We start from the raw sequence: 14472 nt of genomic DNA on the forward strand, positions 1-14472 counted from the left end.
GAGTTCACCATGTCACCGACCCTCCAGACACAGCAGACCGCCCGCGACCGGCTGCTCGCCGAGATGGAGCGCCTGTTCGCCGACGAAGCCGGTCTCGGCGCCCTGGTCCCCTACAGCGGCCGCCCCGGCATGACCGAGGAGGCGAAGGTGCTCCAGCAGGCGTGGCCCGCGCCCTGATCTCCGTGCACGGCTACGACCGCGCCGCCTCCGTCTGCACCGAGTACCCGGCCGCCGTCAGAGCATCGTCACCGCGACCGTCGGTTCCTGGGGCAACCTGGTCCTGGCGTGCAGCCCGATCCCCCGCTGGGACCGGGACATCCACGGCTTCCTCTGCTTCTCCTGCGTCGACACCTTCGCCACCGTCATCGACGCCGACGACGAGCCGCTGTGCAACCGATGCGCCCGCGAGTACGCCGTCGTCGAGACCACCCGCCCGCAGTGGCACGCCTACAGCAACAGCCGGTTCCAGTTCCCCGGCCTGATGGGCGAGGAGCGCAAGACGGGCGAGACCACGCTGCTCATCCGCTACCAGGACGGCGAGGGAACGCGCCTATGTCACCGGCGAGGCCGGACTGCTCACCGAGGGAACCAGCCCCTTGCCCGGCTTCACCTCATCCTCCGCACGGACCACGGCGACAGCCGCGACACCACCTCACCATCAAGGCCCTGCTCTCAGGAGCGATGACCGGTCAGTTGCTCGTAAGGTCCACCCACACCCAGGGCGCCCTGTGCCATTTGCGCACTTCGCCGATTACCAGCTCGCTCGTGCTGCCCACCGGCGGTAGGTCTTGGGCGAGTTGGCTCACGCCGGGTTCGCTGCCGCGGCGGATGACGTCCGGCGAGGCACCGACCGGTTCGTATCCGTCGATCTTCGCTGTGATGCCCCACGGCCGGCGGCTGGTGACCGTGGCCTGGACTCGTGCGCCGGCCTGTAGGCCGCTGAGCGGGCGGACCGCTTGGTCGGGCATGGAACGGGACCTTTCCGCACCGGTTTCAAGGTGTCCGGGGTTGGCGTCGAGCGGCGGCGGGCAGTAGGGCAGTCCCTTCTTGATCCATTCGCACTTGGCGAGGAGGACCATGGCAGGGGCGATGCTGGGGGTTGGCGTCGAAGTCGAACTTGCGCAGGGACTTGTCGCGAGGGAAGCCAGCTGCCTTGATACGCCGCTCGGACCGGCGGCGGGCCCGGTCGTCGCACTCGGCCAGGAGAAGCTCGGAGAGGAAGCCGGGGTAGGACATCGGCTCGCGGCCGGCGGTTTCGGCGAGCTCGGGGAACCGGGACCGGATGGTGGGCAGCCTCAGCATCCGGCATGCCTGGTCGATCGCGGCCGAGCGGCCTGCCCGGTGAGTCCTCGCCGGCGGGGCATGGACACGCTGTTCTCCTTCAGGGTGTGGGGCGGTCGCGGCGGAGCCGCAGGAGCTGGTCGTAGTGGGCTGTGCAAAGCCCGACCCGTCAGAGCGGCTAAGTGCTGTCCCGTAACTGCTGTTCATCTCCGGCGGGAGACAGCCCGCGGCGGATCAGCAGAAGATGAGCTCGGCTTCCTTCTCCAAGCAGTACTTCATGACGGTGACCAGTTGACGCACGTCGTCGACGCGTCGCTCAAGGACGGGGTCCCCGTCCTCGTGCTGCCGCTGGTCGGTGATCGCCTCCAGCCTGGGCAGCATGGCCGCGCATTGTGCGGGCGCGAGAGAGCCGTCGTCGTCTGGATGGTCGAGCAGCGGTGCCAGCGTGGTGGAGACGCTGCTCCACACGCGGTCCCCACCGAATCCGGTCATCTCCGCAAGGGTGAAACCCTCCGCCTGGGCCAGCCACTCCCTGAACATGTGGAAGCCGGTATAGGACCAGGAGACGTCTGGGCTGGTCGCGTCATCGTCTCCGGGGGAGAGCATGAGCCCCATCCTGTTCCTCCTTGCTTGCCCGATGCCCAGGATCAGTCGCGGGGAGACATGGCGGCAACTGAAATGATCCGTCGTATGGCTGGTGCGATCCCAGCGTCGGAGTCCTCGTGGACAGCCCCGTTCACCGGGCCGAGCCCGCGCGCCTTGCCGAGCTGATGACGGTTCTGCGGCGCGAAGGCGCAGACGCGTTCCGCAGGGACCGGCCGTGGAGCCCCGCCGGGACCGCTCTGCCCCGACCGCTGTCGCCGGGGACCTGCCGTCTAGGGTCCGGGCATGACCTCGCAGACTTATCTCTCGGAGCTGTTCTCGCTGGACGGACGGACCGCCGTGGTGACCGGCGGCAGTTCCGGCATCGGCCGTGCCATCGCCGGAGCCCTCGCGCGTGCGGGGGCGAGCGTCGTGGTCGTGGCGCGCACAAAGGAGGAACTGGTCTCGACGGTCGGCGAGTTGGCGGCCGACGGCTGCCGGTCCGCCTGGGTGAGCGCCGACCTGGGCACCCGCGAGGGCGTGCGGGCAGCGGCCGAGGAGGCGTCGGAGGCATTCGGGGAGCCCGACATCCTCGTCAACTCCGCCGGCGTCAACCTGCGGCCCCCGCTGGACGAGCTGGGCGAGGAGGTGTGGGACACCACGATGGCGGTGAACCTGGAGGCGCCCTATCTGCTGGGGCAGCGGTTCGGGCCCCGCATGGCGGAGCGGGGTTTCGGGCGGATCATCCACATCACCTCCCAGCAGGCGCACAGGGCGTTCGTCCAGAGCGGCGCCTACGGCGTCTCCAAAGGGGCGCTGGAGTCACTGGCCCGGTCGCAGGCCGAGGCCTGGTCGCCGTATGGCGTCACCTGCAACACCCTTGTGCCGGGGTTCGTCATGACGCCGCTCAACGCACGGCTGTCGTCCGATCCCGAGAGGGCAGCGGCGCTGGCCGCGCGCACGATGGTGGGACGCAACGGTCTGGCAGAGGACTTCGCGGGCGCAGCGGTGTTCCTGGCGAGCCGGGCCTCCGCCTATGTCACAGGGCAGGCGGTCTTCGTCGACGGCGGGTTCTCCGTTCACTGAGCCGGCACCGGGGCGCCCACTCACCGAGAGGGCCCCGGCGATCCCGCACGGGTGAATGGCCAGGCCCGTGTGGATTGGGCGGTGTCCAGCGGCCGGCCCTGCCCATGCCGAGGTCCGGGTGTCAGCTGCCGCCTCCTGCGCGGCCGGTCACCCCGTGACAGACGGCAAACCCCCGGCCGGATCAGCAGAACCCCGGCTCAATGCACCCCGCTGACACCACCCCACACGCTCACACGTGCACAGCGATGGCGATCTTGCCACGTGGGCGTCCGCGGCCCTCGCCGGCGGAGCCGCCTTCCAACAGCGTGTGCGCCTGTGCGATGTCGGCCAGCGGTAGCACGGTGCCGATCACCGGCCGGAGTTTGCCCTGGTCGACCAGCCGGCCGAGGGCCGCGAGCTTCGCCCGGCCGGGGCTGACGAAGAGGAAGTGGTAGGTCGCGTTCACGCCCCACGCGGCGAGCAGGTTCTGAGGTTCGGGGATGTCCACGATGGACACCACGCGGCCTCGGTCGGCGAGGACCTCCGGGCTGCGGGCGAGGGTGTCCCCGCCCACCGTGTCCAGCACGACGTCCACCCCACCCAGCGCGCGGACCTGCGGCACGTAGTCACCGGCCGAGAAGTCGATCGCGATGTCGGCTCCCAGTCCGGTGACGAACTCGTGATCCCTTGCCCGCGCGGTGGTCACCACCTCGGCTCCCAGCGCGCCGGCGACCTGGATCGCGGCCGAGCCGACCCCGCCCGCTCCACCGTGCACCAGGACCCGTTCCCCGACCCGCACCCCGGCGCGTTCGACCAGCGCCTCCCACACCGTCACGCCCACGAGCGCGAGACCGGCGGCCTCGACGTGCGACAACCGTGCGGGCTTGCGGGCAACCAGGGCCTGGTCGACCACGTGGAACTCGGCGTAGGTTCCCTGCCCGGCGAACACCGGCGCCAGGTACCAGACCTCGTCGCCCGGCTGGAAGTCGCCTGCCCCGGGGCCGCTCTCGACCACCACGCCGGACACGTCATTACCGATCACCGCAGGCAGCGCCACCTGGTCGCGGTAGTCGCCGCGCCGGGTCTGCAGGTCCAGAGGGTTCACGGACGTGGCCAGCACGCGCACCAGCACCTGCCCGGGTCCGGGAGCGGGTCTTGGAAGCTCCCGGGTGGCGAACGCGGTGTCCGCGTCACCGAAGCGGACGAGTTCCATCACACGCATCGAAGTCGACATGCGGTGAACTTAGATCGAGATATCGCGAATCGTCAATATGTACATGCGTTACGATCACGGCGTGTTTTCGGAGGCGGAGTTGCTGGCTGTGTTCCGGGCCCTGTCCAACCCGGCCCGCCGCCAGATGCTGGTGTGGCTCAAGGAGCCGATGAGTTTCCCCGGCCAGGAGCCCGGCGACGTCGAGATCGGTGTCTGCGTGACCGACATCCAGCAGCGCGCGGGCCTGGGGCAGTCAACCACCTCGCAGTACCTCGCCATGCTGCGGCAAGCAGGGCTGGTGGTCGCCACCCGGCGGGGCAAATGGACCTACTACCGCCGCGACGAGACGAACATCGCCCGCCTCCTGGAGACCCTGCGCGACGTGTTCTAGTGCCGCATCAGCCAACGTTCGCCCTGTAGCGCCGCGCCATCTGAAGGACGTGGCCGCAGGAGGGAGAAAGCCACGCCAACTCCGAAGGCCGGGACGCTCCATGGCCACCGAAACGGTCATGAGGCCAGCAGCCACCGTCCGTGGAGCCGGCGGAGGCGGGGCCGAGGATCGGAGGACTGGCGGTGGTGTGTCCGTGGTGAGGCTTTCGCCGTCCTGGGCCGCTCAGGCCCTGTCCGGTCCCAGGGCGTGTCCCGAGGAACGGGAGAGGAACGGGAGAGGAACGGGAACGGCTCCGGCACCGCTCTTCGGTCTGTTCGCCAAGACCGTCATCGACGCCGAGGTCACCGGGCACGGCATCCCGTCTCCCGGCTTCGATGACGGCACTTTGCTCAGCGTCGGTCCGGATCCAGGCTACAAGTCCTGGAGCCTGACAGGCACAGGAGCGGGAGCCACCCTGGCCGGCACGGGCGGCGGAACCGGCTGACAGCGCCGGCTACCGGCGGCCCCTGCGGTCCTTTGCCGTGCGGCCCGGTGGAGGGTTGCCGGGGTCGGGGTCTTCCGTGCCGGCGGGCCCTCATGTGGTGTGGCTCGTGCGGTGTCATGCCTGCCGGTCCGGTATCCAGCTGCCGTGGACTCCGGCGGGAACCCGACGCGGCATCTCCACGGTGGCTGCCCGGGTCAGGTCCCGGGCGTTCAGGACCAGCAGTTCCGATCCCCGGGTGGTGCCGTGGGACACCAGTGACAGGAGCCATCCGGCGTCTTCTTCCGTGCCGGGCCCGGCTTCGGCGGGTACGAAGACCGCTTCGCCCGGTGAGGAGTCTTCTCCGGTGCCGTACGACCGTGAGGTGCCCGAGAGGGTGTCGTACTTCATGATGGCGCCGTCGGTGACCGTGCAGAGGTACCGGCTGGGGCGCCCGGTCAGATCGTCGTTGATGGTGGGCAGTTCCACGCCCCGGTCGTCGAGGGCCTGTTCGCTGGCTGTGCCCGTGGCCGGGTCGAGGTGCCAGCGGTGTATCCGGCCGCCCTGGGTCTCCCCCAGTGTCCATCCGGTGCCGGCCACCGGGTTGTCGACATGGCCGCCCATCGTCTGCCACATGGCGTCGAACGCCGAACGGGAGTAGCAGACCGCGTCCAGGACGATCCGTCCTGCCGTGTCCTCGTGGGCGTTGCCGACGTGGAAGATGTAGCAGGGGTCGATGTCGGACCACCGCACGTCGCTTGTGCCGTCGCGGCGCATCAGGCCCAGCCGGGCGCCGTAGGCGTCGTCCCAGCGCAGCGGCATGCCTCCGCCGGCCAGCCGGAGGTCGAAGACGACGGGGAGGTCGAGCCAGACGACGTAGTTCTCGGTGATGGCGAAGTCGTGCATCATCGTGCCCGCCGGGACCGCTACGTCCCGGCTCTCCACCAGTTCTCCCGCGGCTGACAGCCGGTGGTAGGTGAGGTACGGGGGCCTGGCGCCGTAGCCGAAGAAGAGGAGTTCGCCGGTGGCCGGGTCCTCCTTGGGGTGGGCTGTCATGGCGGTGGTGAGCCGGCCGCCGAAGTCGCAGGGGCCGGCCGTCTCCAGTTCACCGGTGACCTCGTAGGGCAGGCCGTTCTCGACCAGGGCGAGGAGTCTGCCGGCGTGTGGGATCACGTGGGTGTTGGCGCCTACCGCGGAGAGGTCGACGGTTCCGTCCGCGCGCGCGTAGGGTGCGCCCGCGAGTTTGCTGGTGCGTACCCAGCGGTTGCGGTACCACTCGGCGCGGCCGTCGCGCAGCCGGACGCCGTGCAGCACGCCGTGGCCGGTGAACAGGTGCCCGGGGTCTTCGCCGGGGCGGGCGCTGGGGCCGTTGCGCAGGTAGCGGCCGTTCAGTTCGGGCGGCAGGGTGCCGGTGACCTTGAGGCCGAAGCCTTCGGTCTCGTCGGCTACCGGGGCGTAGTGCCCGAAGAGGTAGGGCGGGTTGCCCGGTTCGGTGGTGTTCCGCGTGGTGGGCGTCATGGTTCCTTCTTGTCGGGAGTCGGGCTGCCGCCGGTGTGCTGTTACGGGGTGTGCGGGTGGATGCGTGGTGGGGCGGGAGGGGTGTGGTGGTGTGTCAGGCGAGCGCACCGAGTGAGTTGCCGGCGGAGTTGTGTTTGAGGCCGCGGCGGGGCGCGGGCAGGAAGGCCACGGCGAGGAAGGTGGCGGCCGCGCCTGTGGCCGAGAGCCAGGGCAGGGCGCCGGCGGTGGCGGCGGCCTGTGCCTGGTGCGGTCCGTGGCTCATGTCGCCGGCGAGGGTGTCGGCGTAGAGGGTGCCGGCGACGGCCAGGGCTATGGAGCCGCCGATCTGGCGGAAGAAGGTGATGTTGGAGCTGGCGGTGCCGATGTCGGCGGGGTCGACGGTCGCCTGGATGACGAGGTTGAGGCCGGAGAGCATGGGGCCGATGCCCAGACCGATGAGGATCATCCAGGCCGACATCGTCCACGGGCCGGTGTCCAGGGTGAGTTGGGTGAACAGCAGGGAGCCCGCGGCGGCCAGGACGGCCGCGCCGAGCAGCCAGGGCCTGTAGCGGCCCGTGCCGCTGATCAGCGTGCCGGCGAGGAGGCTGCCGGCCACCATGGCGATCATGAGGGGGTAGAGGAGCAGGCCGCTGGAACTGGCGGTGTGGCCGAGTGCTTCCTGGAAGAAGCGGGGCAGGAACACCACGGACACGAAGAGGCAGAACGCGGAGAAGAACGAGGCGGTGTTGGCCAGGGTGTAGGCGCGGTTGGCGAACAGGCCCATCGGCATGATCGGCTGGGCGGCCCGTTTCTCGATCATGACGAACGGCACCATGAGGACGAGTGCGAGCAGGATGGGGCCGGTGACCACGGTGTCCGTCCGGGTGTGGCCGTCGGTGCCTTTCATGGTCAGTCCGGTCAGGAGGGAGCTGATCCCGGGCCGTGAGCACGCCGATGCCCGCGTAGTCGGGGCGTGCGCCGTTGCGCCGTGAGGAAGTCGCGCTGCTCGCCGGAGTCAGCTCCGACTACTACATCAGGCTGGAACAGGGGCGCGAGGACAGTCCGTCTCCGCAGGTGGTCGAGGCCGTGGCGCAGGCGCTGAAACTGGACGCGGAAGCCGCCGGCCATCTCAACCGCCTCTGCCTCACCGTCTCGCAGCGGCCGCGGGACGGGGCGAAGCGGGGGTCGGCGAAAAACTGCTGCGGCTGATGGACGGGTGGGAGCACACCCCGGCCTTCGTCGTCGGCCCCGCCCTCGACATCATGGCGGCCAACTCCCTTGCCGAGGCCCTCCACAGCGGGTTCGGCCGGTTCGGCAATCTCGCCCGCATGGTGTTCGCCGACCCGGCCGGACGCGAGTTCTACCAGGAATGGGAGCGGGCCGCGCACTCCTGTGTCGCGGGATCAGGGCGGCCTACGGCCACGATCCCGAATCGGCGCGCATCGCCGGTGTGGTGGCGGAACTGTCGGCCCGGAGCGAGGAGTTCGCCGCGCTCTGGCAGACGCACGAGGTCAAGAGCAAGTCCCAGGAGAGCAAGCACCTGAAGCATCCTCAGGTCGGGTACCTGTACATCGAGTGCGCGGCGTTCACGGTCAACGGGGCTCCGCACCAGCAGCTGGTGGTCTATCAGGCCGGGGCGGGGGCGCCGGTGGCCGGCCCGGCAGAGGACCGGTAGCGGCGCGCGTACGGGTCCGGGTGGCCGCGGCGGCGGGTCAGCGGCCGTCGGGGGCCGTGTCCCCGCCGCGGTCCGGGGCGGGGACACGGCGGGATGGGCCGGACCACTGGAGGAGGAAGCCCAGCGCATCGCGGGACTTCGCGTCGTGCGCGGTGTAGGCGGCCAGCAGCTGGTCGGCGTGGGTGTCGACGGAGAGCTGCTGGACGTCCATGGTCAGGTCGCCTGCCGTGGGGTGGCGGAGGAGCTTGGTCAGCTGCCGGGCTCCGGCGACGTGGTAGTCGGCCCACCAGGTACGGAAGTCGGCGGAGTTCTCGTTCAGTTCGGCGATCAGGGCGTTGAGGTCCGGGTCGTCGGGGTGCCGGCCGGACTCCATGCGCAGGACCGCGACGCACTCGCGGGCCACCGCCGGCCATTCGGCGTACAGCGACCGGTAGGCGTCGTCGAGGAAGGTCAGGCGGATGATGTTGCGCCGGGCCGGGGGCAGCGCGCCGAAGTCGGTGAGCAGGGCGGCCGCCCCGCGGTTCCAGGCCAGGACGTCCATACGCCGGTGGATGATCATCGCCGGGACGTCGTGCATGTCGTCCAGGAGCTGTCGCAGGCGCGGGGCCACCTCCGGCCGTCCCGGTGCGCGGGCGGCCCTGTGCGGGGAGATGTCGGCGAGGCCGAAGAGATAGGTGCGCTCGTCCGGCGTCATCTGCAGGGCGTCCGCCAGAGCGTCCAGGACGGCGCGGGAGACCCTGCGGGTGCGTCCCTGTTCGAGCCGGACGATGTAGTCGAAGCTCACATGGGCGAGTTGCGCCAGCTCTTCCCTGCGCAGCCCCGGTACGCGGCGCAGCCCGCCGTAGTGGGGCAGCCCGGCCTGGCGCGGGTCGAGGCCGGCACGCCGGGTACGGAGGAATTCGCCCAGTTCGTTGCCGTCGGCGGGTTCACGGCGGTGGTCCATATGGCCAGTCTCCTCCGGGACGCGGCGGGGTGCCTGGTACCGCGCTCCACAGGCAGAGTCCTCCCTGGCACCGGGGGCCCGGCGGCGTGGAGGGTCGGGTGTGTGGCCACGGCGGTCACCGGGTACCGCGGTCCCGTTTCCCACCGAGTTGGAGCACCGCTCATGCGTACCGATGTGACGTTCGACAGTGCCGGTCTCGCGCTTGCCGGACACCTCTACACGCCCGACGCGCCCGCTGCCGGGCCGCGTCCGGCGGTCGTCGTGTCGCACCCGATGACCGGCGTGAAGGAGCAGACCGCCGGCCTCTACGCCGCGCGGCTGGCCCGGGCGGGTTTCGTGGCCCTGGCCTTCGACGCGGCCCACTGGGGCGCGAGTGAGGGTTTGCCGCGTTTTCTGGAGGATCCCTCGCGGCGGGTCGAGGACATCAAGAACGCCGTCACCTTCCTCAGTGTCCGCGACGAGGTCGACCCCGGGCGGATCGGCGCGCTCGGCATCTGCGCCTCGGGCGGCTACGTCATCCCGGCCGCCGCGACCGATCACCGGATCAGGGCTGTCGCGACCGTCAGCGCGGCCGACGAGGGTGCCTGGTTCCGCGACGGGCTCGGCGGCACCCAGACGCCCGGCGAACTGGGAGCGATGCTGGACCTGTCCGCCGCGGCGCGTACCGAGGAGGCACGCGGCGGCGCGGTCCGCAGGCAGCAGATCCATCCCGGGAGCGCGCCCGAGCGCGGTGAGGTGAAGAAGAGCCTGACCCGGCACATCCACGAGGGCTGGGAGTACTACCGCACCGAGCGGGCCCACCATCCCCGTACGGAGAACTGGTTCGCGCTGCGCAGTCTGGACCTGCTCACCCAGTTCGACGCGTTCGGGCTGATCGCGCTCATCGCGCCGCGCCCGCTGCTGATGATCGCCGGGACCGAGGCGGTCTCCGACTACTTCAGTGTCGCGGCGATGGAGAAGGCGCGTGACCCCAAGGAGCTGTTCTGGATCGAGGGCGCCGACCACGTCGACCTCTACGACAGGGACGAGTACGTCACGTTGGCAGTCGGGAAGCTCACCGGCTTCTTCGCCGGGGGGCTCGGGGCGCCCGGGGCCGTGGCGGCCTGACACCGCCCCGGGGCCGGTTCTCCCGTGCGGGCCGGGCCCGCACGGGATCCCGCGCCGGCCGCAGCCCGTGGGCGCCTTCCCGGTGACGCGTCAGCGGGAAGGTCCGTAAAGGCGAACCGCGCGAGGCGGCGCGGGAACTCGCGGCCGGGTGATGAGGCGGATCAGCGGATTCCGGTGACCCGGTGCTCCTTCAGGGCGGCGCAGTTGGAGTTCTCCACCGACACGTACACGTTGTTGATGCTGCCGCCCCAGCTCACGCAGTGGCCCTTGCCGTAGACGTAGGCCGGCCCCGCGTACGACGTGTAGTCGCCGGAGTCCCCGGCCCACTCGTCGCTGTCGGGGACGTAGATGTACGCGGACACGTACGTGGCCGCGCCGGGGTTGGCGCGGATGGTCGCGACGCAGTTCTTGCCGTTCTTGGAGTTGTACGTCAGGTACACGGTGCCCAGTGAGCCGACGGGCGCCGAGTTCACGGTCTTGTAGGCGCTGCCGCAGACGCCCTGCGGTGTGACGTTGGGTGCGGCGGAGGCGGTGGTGCTGAACGCGGTCGCGGCGCCCGTCGCCAGCGCGGTCAACGCCCCGACAGTCGCCACATTACGTGCGATTCTCATATTTCCCCCTTGTGTCCCCGGGAGTGGTTTGCTCCCACGTGATGTGACCCGCGAACGGCACGGATGGTTGTGCCCGGTTCCGCACGGGAGTGGGAGCGGCTGCCTCCCCCCGGGAGGCGCGGGGGGCTTACAGGTCGAACTCGATGTGCTCCAGGTCGGTGTACTCGACGAGCAGTCCGGCGGCGCGGCGGCCGCCGTCCTTGAAGTAGATCTCCTGGAGCGCTTCGGCGGCGATCTGCCGCAACTGCTGGTCCGGGGCGCCTTGTTCCTGTGCGGTGAAGAGGCGGGCGGCGTAGTGGGGCGGGAGGGCGACGGTGAGGTGCCGCAGGCGGGCGTCGTCGGTGGTGCCGGGGGCGGCGGTGTAGCCGAGGCGGGCGCGGGTGTCGATGACGATGCCGCCGCTGGTGGCCGCCGTCTGTCTGGCCTTCGCCCTGATCTGCGGCTGCCAGCGTTTGGCCACCTCGCGCTCCAGGCGGGCCGCGAGGTCTTTGCGGGGTTTTCTGATCTGTTCCCTCACATACCGTTCGACGGTGCGCTGGGAGACTCCGAGCAGGCCGGCGACCGCGCGGGTGCCTTTGAGCTGTCTGACGAGGTAGCGCATCCGGGCGCCGGCTGTTTTGGGGATGGGGCGGGTGAAGGCGCGTTGGACGGCTTTGTCGAGGCTGTCCGCGAACATGCTCATCGGCTATTCCCCGCTGTCCTCGGCGGTGACACGGCCGTCCTTGATGTAGCGGGCGAGGTTGAGTTCGCCTCCGTGTTCCTCGCGTACGCCTTCGGCCCACAGGGTGGTCCGGGTGCCCTCGTGCTTGACCATTCCCGGGCTCACGCCGAGGCGGAAGCCTCCCGGCAGGGGCTTGCCGTCGCGGTAGGGCAGGAAGTCCAGCGGGGACGGTCCGTCGGCCGTGTAGACCGCGCAGTCGGAGAGGACCGCGACGGGGAACTGGCCTGTGGCGGCGGCGTGTTTGAGCATTTTGCGGTGCATGTTGACGCGGGTTCTGGAGATGACGGCGGCGCGGATGTCGGGGCGCCAGGTCGGGCGGCCGAGGGCGGGCCAGGGCTCGCCGGGGCGCCAGCCGCCGCCGCGGGGGCGTTCGCGGAGCTTGCCGATACCGCCCTTCACGGTCGCTTTCACCGCCGACAGGACGATCGCCAGGTGCGGGTCGCGCTGCCGGCAGCCGTCCATCGCTGTCAGGAACTCCTGCGGGGACAGGCCGGCGGTGACGCCGAGGTCGGCCATCGTCGCGACGTACGCGTCGCGCAGCCGCTGGTACCAGCCGTCCAGGAAGCGGCCGTTCTCGTAGCGGACGTACGCCTCTGCCGGTTCGACGTCGTAGCCGAGCTCCACCGCGTACGCCACCGTCGGTGTCGCGTACCAGGCCGGGCCCTCGGGCCGGTTGCCGCGGGGGGTGAACGGGGACGGCAGGCGCGGGTCGAGTTCGACGTGGGAGAGGTCGACCAGCCAGGAGCCGGGCAGTTTCGGGTCGAACGCGGGGCGCTGGACGTGTGCGGGGGCGCCGAGGCCGACGATCGCGCCGTTCGCCCCCGCGGCGAAGGCCATGTTGACGTCGATGCCGACCAGGTGGCGCTGGAGGCACTCGTCATCGGTGAGCGGGCGGGACCAGTCGTACGCCTCCTCGACCAGCGTCTCGGCCGGGGTGCGCTGGTGGAAGCGCGGCAGGCCGGCCAGGAGCGGGTGGCCGTCCGGCGCTTCGCACGGCGCGCACTCCACCGCGTGTTTACCGAGGGAGCCGGGGTTGTGCTCGCTGTGGCGTCTGCCCGTCGCGTCCGGCTCGCTCGCCCGTGTGGGCGGGTGCAGTGACGTCATCAGCTCCAGGCCGGTCACGGCGGTGGAGCCGCAGGGAGTCGCGACGCGGGTCGCGTAGGTGCCCAGCAGGCGGGCGAGTTCGGCCGGCGCCAGCAGGGCGGCGTTGCCCCAGTGCCGGGTGTCGAGTGCGTTCCAGGAGGGGACGCACAGCTGGACGCACTCGCGCCGGGCGCCCTGTGCCGGGCGGTAGATCCTCGCCCAGGGGCCGAAGCCCCGCTTCGTGAGCTGCCAGTGCGCCGTGTCAGCTGCTTGTGGACCTTGTGTCCCTCCGGCAGCCGGCCGGACAGCCGTTCCTGGTCGCTCAGCCGTGCCGGCAGCCCGTAGCGCTCGCACGCGGACTCGGTGAGCACGAGCAGCGGGTCGGCGTCCCGCCCGCTGGGGTGGAGCCGGGGCGCGCCGAGCCGTGCCTCGGTGAGAGCCCAGCCGATCAGGGCGGGGAGGGACGTGGCGGGTACGTCCAGGACCAGGCCGCCGGCGCAGTACGCCGACACCTGCCCGTCGTCGCTGTCGATGACGGCGAGCGGCCCGTTCTCGAACCGCGGGTCCGCGACGGCGGGTGGCGTGGCCGGTTTCGCCGCGGTTTTCTTCCCGGCCGGGCGACGTGGCGCCGGGGAGGGGCCCGGCGTGTCCGTGGGACGGGCGGGGGCGGGTGGCGTGGGGCGCACGGCGGTGACGGGGGCGCGGGTGGCGGCTGCCGGGGCGGTCGCGGGGGCGGGCAGTGCGGTGCGGGGGGCGGGCCCGGCTGTCCGCGGGGGCGGGGTGGCGGGGGCGGCGGCGGGCTCCGGTCTCACCGGCTGGGGTGCGGGGGCGGCGGGGTACAGCTCGGCGAGTTTGTCCAGCAGCCGGGCGTAGGCCTCGCGCTGCGGCGGGCGCGGTTCCGTCCTGCCGTTCTCCCAGCTCACCACGGTCGCGCGGCGCACGTCCAGCGCGGCGGCGACCTGCTCCTGGGTCAGGCCGTGTGCCTTGCGCAGCCGTTCCCGTTCCCCGGGGGGCGGCAGGGGGGCATGACCCGCGATGAGGGCATCGACGGCGTCGAACAGCTCGGACATGGAAGACCTCCCCGGTCACGCGCCGACCCTACCCCCAACACCCCCGCGAACCTTACTTCCTGAGTTCTTCGTCAGGTCTTTTCGCGTACTTTCCGTTCGGGGGTGGTCTCGTTCCCGGTCCGCGCCCTTCTTCCCCGGCGGCCGGCGGTGGCCGGCCGCCGGGGAAGACCCGCACCTCCCGGAGCCGCGCGGGGCTGGACCCCGGCGGATGGGGGACGCGGTCCGCGGCGGGTGCGTGCGGGGCGTCCCGGTGTGTCCGGGCCGGCCGGCCTCCCTGATTTCCCGCAGGTCTCCTCAAGCGGGATTCGAGCCGGATTCGAGGGGGATTCAAGTGGAATTGAAGCGGGTCCCGACTCGGCCTCCGGTGTTCTCGGAGCGGGTTCCGGGGAATAATTCGGGGTTCCGTTGATCCCGCTCCGAGAATTGCTGTTCCGTCAGATACGGAAAGAGGTTTCCGTATCGGCCGGTCAGCCGGTCTTCCTCCGGATGTACCGCTTCTTGCCCGCCGGTCCGCTCATGCCTTTGACCTTCATACGGCCCTCTTCGTGGGCGTGTTGGGCCTGGCGCATGTTGTTCTTGCGTTCGAGCGCCTCACGGAATTTGTCGCGGGCCGACCCCTCGTCGGCGTTGTTCGCCGGTGTCTCTGCCATATGTATCTCCTTGGTTGTTGGGGCGACGCAACCAGCCTGGCGCAAAATCGCGGATCGGGCGAGGCCGGGTTTCGGACGGAAAAGCGGTATCGGCAGGTCCTGGACGCGGGGCAGGGTGGCCGT

15 protein-coding genes and 3 pseudogenes are annotated in these 14472 nt (G+C 70.9%); 7 read left to right on the top strand and 11 right to left on the bottom strand.

Annotated elements, in window-relative coordinates; all coding sequences use genetic code 11:
• Window positions 1–9 precede the first annotated feature (9 nt).
• The gene (locus tag ACZ7LS_RS32170) at window positions 10–177 is read left to right on the top strand and encodes a hypothetical protein (protein ID WP_382527999.1); all 168 of its coding nucleotides are present in this window, start codon (window positions 10–12) and stop codon (window positions 175–177) included.
• Window positions 178–234: 57 nt separating this feature from the next.
• On the opposite strand, the gene ACZ7LS_RS32175 is transcribed toward ACZ7LS_RS32170, so the two are convergent.
• From ACZ7LS_RS32175 to ACZ7LS_RS32185, 3 genes and pseudogenes are all read right to left on the bottom strand, one after another.
• Window positions 235–429, bottom strand: a complete 195-nt coding sequence (locus ACZ7LS_RS32175; protein ID WP_382527996.1) for a hypothetical protein — start codon at window positions 427–429, stop codon at window positions 235–237.
• A 599-nt stretch (window positions 430–1028) separates the two neighbouring features.
• Window positions 1029–1364 (bottom strand): annotated as a pseudogene (locus ACZ7LS_RS32180) (ATP-binding protein); the annotation flags it as partial.
• A 151-nt stretch (window positions 1365–1515) separates the two neighbouring features.
• Window positions 1516–1896, bottom strand: coding sequence for a hypothetical protein (locus tag ACZ7LS_RS32185; RefSeq protein ID WP_385133887.1), 381 nt, complete (start codon window positions 1894–1896; stop codon window positions 1516–1518).
• A gap of 273 nt (window positions 1897–2169) precedes the next feature.
• Between ACZ7LS_RS32185 and ACZ7LS_RS32190 the strand changes: the two genes are divergently transcribed.
• Window positions 2170–2949, top strand: coding sequence for an SDR family NAD(P)-dependent oxidoreductase (locus ACZ7LS_RS32190; RefSeq protein WP_382527990.1), 780 nt, complete (start codon window positions 2170–2172; stop codon window positions 2947–2949).
• Window positions 2950–3178: 229 nt separating this feature from the next.
• Here the strand turns inward: ACZ7LS_RS32190 and ACZ7LS_RS32195 are convergent, their stop codons facing one another.
• Complete coding sequence (locus ACZ7LS_RS32195) at window positions 3179–4162, bottom strand: zinc-binding dehydrogenase (protein WP_382527987.1); 984 nt, start codon at window positions 4160–4162, stop codon at window positions 3179–3181.
• 61 nt (window positions 4163–4223) lie between these two features.
• On the opposite strand from ACZ7LS_RS32195, the gene ACZ7LS_RS32200 reads away from it, so the two are divergent.
• Window positions 4224–4532 (top strand): ArsR/SmtB family transcription factor, encoded by a 309-nt coding sequence (locus ACZ7LS_RS32200; protein ID WP_129771975.1) that lies wholly within the window; start codon window positions 4224–4226, stop codon window positions 4530–4532.
• A gap of 193 nt (window positions 4533–4725) precedes the next feature.
• Window positions 4726–5016, top strand: coding sequence for a DUF6188 family protein (locus ACZ7LS_RS32205; protein ID WP_385133892.1), 291 nt, complete (start codon window positions 4726–4728; stop codon window positions 5014–5016).
• Window positions 5017–5130: 114 nt separating this feature from the next.
• Here the strand turns inward: ACZ7LS_RS32205 and ACZ7LS_RS32210 are convergent, their stop codons facing one another.
• Together ACZ7LS_RS32210 and ACZ7LS_RS32215 are read right to left on the bottom strand one after the other, a co-directional pair.
• Window positions 5131–6510 (bottom strand): carotenoid oxygenase family protein, encoded by a 1380-nt coding sequence (locus ACZ7LS_RS32210; RefSeq protein WP_385133895.1) that lies wholly within the window; start codon window positions 6508–6510, stop codon window positions 5131–5133.
• A 94-nt stretch (window positions 6511–6604) separates the two neighbouring features.
• Window positions 6605–7396: an MFS transporter gene (locus tag ACZ7LS_RS32215; protein WP_385133898.1), complete on the bottom strand. Its 792-nt coding sequence runs from the start codon at window positions 7394–7396 to the stop codon at window positions 6605–6607.
• A gap of 74 nt (window positions 7397–7470) precedes the next feature.
• Here ACZ7LS_RS32215 and ACZ7LS_RS32220 point away from each other — a divergent pair, with 74 nt between their 5' ends.
• Together ACZ7LS_RS32220 and ACZ7LS_RS32225 are read left to right on the top strand one after the other, a co-directional pair.
• Window positions 7471–7698 carry a helix-turn-helix domain-containing protein gene (locus ACZ7LS_RS32220; protein WP_385133901.1) on the top strand — a complete coding sequence of 76 codons (228 nt, stop codon included), beginning with the start codon at window positions 7471–7473 and terminating at the stop codon, window positions 7696–7698.
• A pseudogene (locus tag ACZ7LS_RS32225) lies at window positions 7698–8164 on the top strand (MmyB family transcriptional regulator). The gene ACZ7LS_RS32220 and the pseudogene ACZ7LS_RS32225 overlap by 1 nt, the downstream one beginning before the upstream one ends.
• A 37-nt stretch (window positions 8165–8201) precedes the next feature.
• Here ACZ7LS_RS32225 and ACZ7LS_RS32230 read toward each other — a convergent pair.
• Entirely contained in the window at window positions 8202–9107 is a 906-nt protein-coding gene (locus ACZ7LS_RS32230; RefSeq protein ID WP_385133904.1) for a helix-turn-helix domain-containing protein, read from the bottom strand.
• A 162-nt stretch (window positions 9108–9269) separates the two neighbouring features.
• Here ACZ7LS_RS32230 and ACZ7LS_RS32235 point away from each other — a divergent pair, with 162 nt between their 5' ends.
• Window positions 9270–10214, top strand: a complete 945-nt coding sequence (locus ACZ7LS_RS32235) for an alpha/beta hydrolase (RefSeq protein ID WP_385133907.1) — start codon at window positions 9270–9272, stop codon at window positions 10212–10214.
• Between the two features lie 161 nt (window positions 10215–10375).
• Here the strand turns inward: ACZ7LS_RS32235 and ACZ7LS_RS32240 are convergent, their stop codons facing one another.
• From ACZ7LS_RS32240 to ACZ7LS_RS32255, 4 genes and pseudogenes are all read right to left on the bottom strand, one after another.
• Complete coding sequence (locus tag ACZ7LS_RS32240; RefSeq protein WP_382871278.1) at window positions 10376–10825, bottom strand: spore-associated protein; 450 nt, start codon at window positions 10823–10825, stop codon at window positions 10376–10378.
• A gap of 127 nt (window positions 10826–10952) precedes the next feature.
• Entirely contained in the window at window positions 10953–11507 is a 555-nt protein-coding gene (tpg, locus tag ACZ7LS_RS32245) for a telomere-protecting terminal protein Tpg (RefSeq protein ID WP_382527961.1), read from the bottom strand.
• 3 nt (window positions 11508–11510) lie between these two features.
• Window positions 11511–13699, bottom strand: a pseudogene (gene tap, locus ACZ7LS_RS32250) (telomere-associated protein Tap).
• Window positions 13700–14166: 467 nt separating this feature from the next.
• On the bottom strand, window positions 14167–14349 hold the full coding sequence (locus ACZ7LS_RS32255) for a DUF5302 domain-containing protein (RefSeq protein ID WP_382527957.1): 183 nt from the start codon (window positions 14347–14349) through the stop codon (window positions 14167–14169).
• Window positions 14350–14472: the final 123 nt, after the last annotated feature.

The sequence above is a fragment of the Streptomyces sp. NPDC039430 genome, assembly GCF_055639435.1.

Coding starts and splice junctions, on each gene's coding strand:
- ACZ7LS_RS32185 (WP_385133887.1), bottom strand. CDS start 1,896: ATGGGGCTCATGCTCTCCCCCGGAGACGATGACGCGACCAGCCCAGAC.
- ACZ7LS_RS32240 (WP_382871278.1), bottom strand. CDS start 10,825: ATGAGAATCGCACGTAATGTGGCGACTGTCGGGGCGTTGACCGCGCTG.
- ACZ7LS_RS32255 (WP_382527957.1), bottom strand. CDS start 14,349: ATGGCAGAGACACCGGCGAACAACGCCGACGAGGGGTCGGCCCGCGAC.
- ACZ7LS_RS32230 (WP_385133904.1), bottom strand. CDS start 9,107: ATGGACCACCGCCGTGAACCCGCCGACGGCAACGAACTGGGCGAATTC.
- ACZ7LS_RS32210 (WP_385133895.1), bottom strand. CDS start 6,510: ATGACGCCCACCACGCGGAACACCACCGAACCGGGCAACCCGCCCTAC.
- ACZ7LS_RS32195 (WP_382527987.1), bottom strand. CDS start 4,162: ATGTCGACTTCGATGCGTGTGATGGAACTCGTCCGCTTCGGTGACGCG.
- ACZ7LS_RS32235 (WP_385133907.1), top strand. CDS start 9,270: ATGCGTACCGATGTGACGTTCGACAGTGCCGGTCTCGCGCTTGCCGGA.
- ACZ7LS_RS32190 (WP_382527990.1), top strand. CDS start 2,170: ATGACCTCGCAGACTTATCTCTCGGAGCTGTTCTCGCTGGACGGACGG.
- ACZ7LS_RS32170 (WP_382527999.1), top strand. CDS start 10: ATGTCACCGACCCTCCAGACACAGCAGACCGCCCGCGACCGGCTGCTC.
- tpg (WP_382527961.1), bottom strand. CDS start 11,507: ATGAGCATGTTCGCGGACAGCCTCGACAAAGCCGTCCAACGCGCCTTC.
- ACZ7LS_RS32215 (WP_385133898.1), bottom strand. CDS start 7,396: ATGAAAGGCACCGACGGCCACACCCGGACGGACACCGTGGTCACCGGC.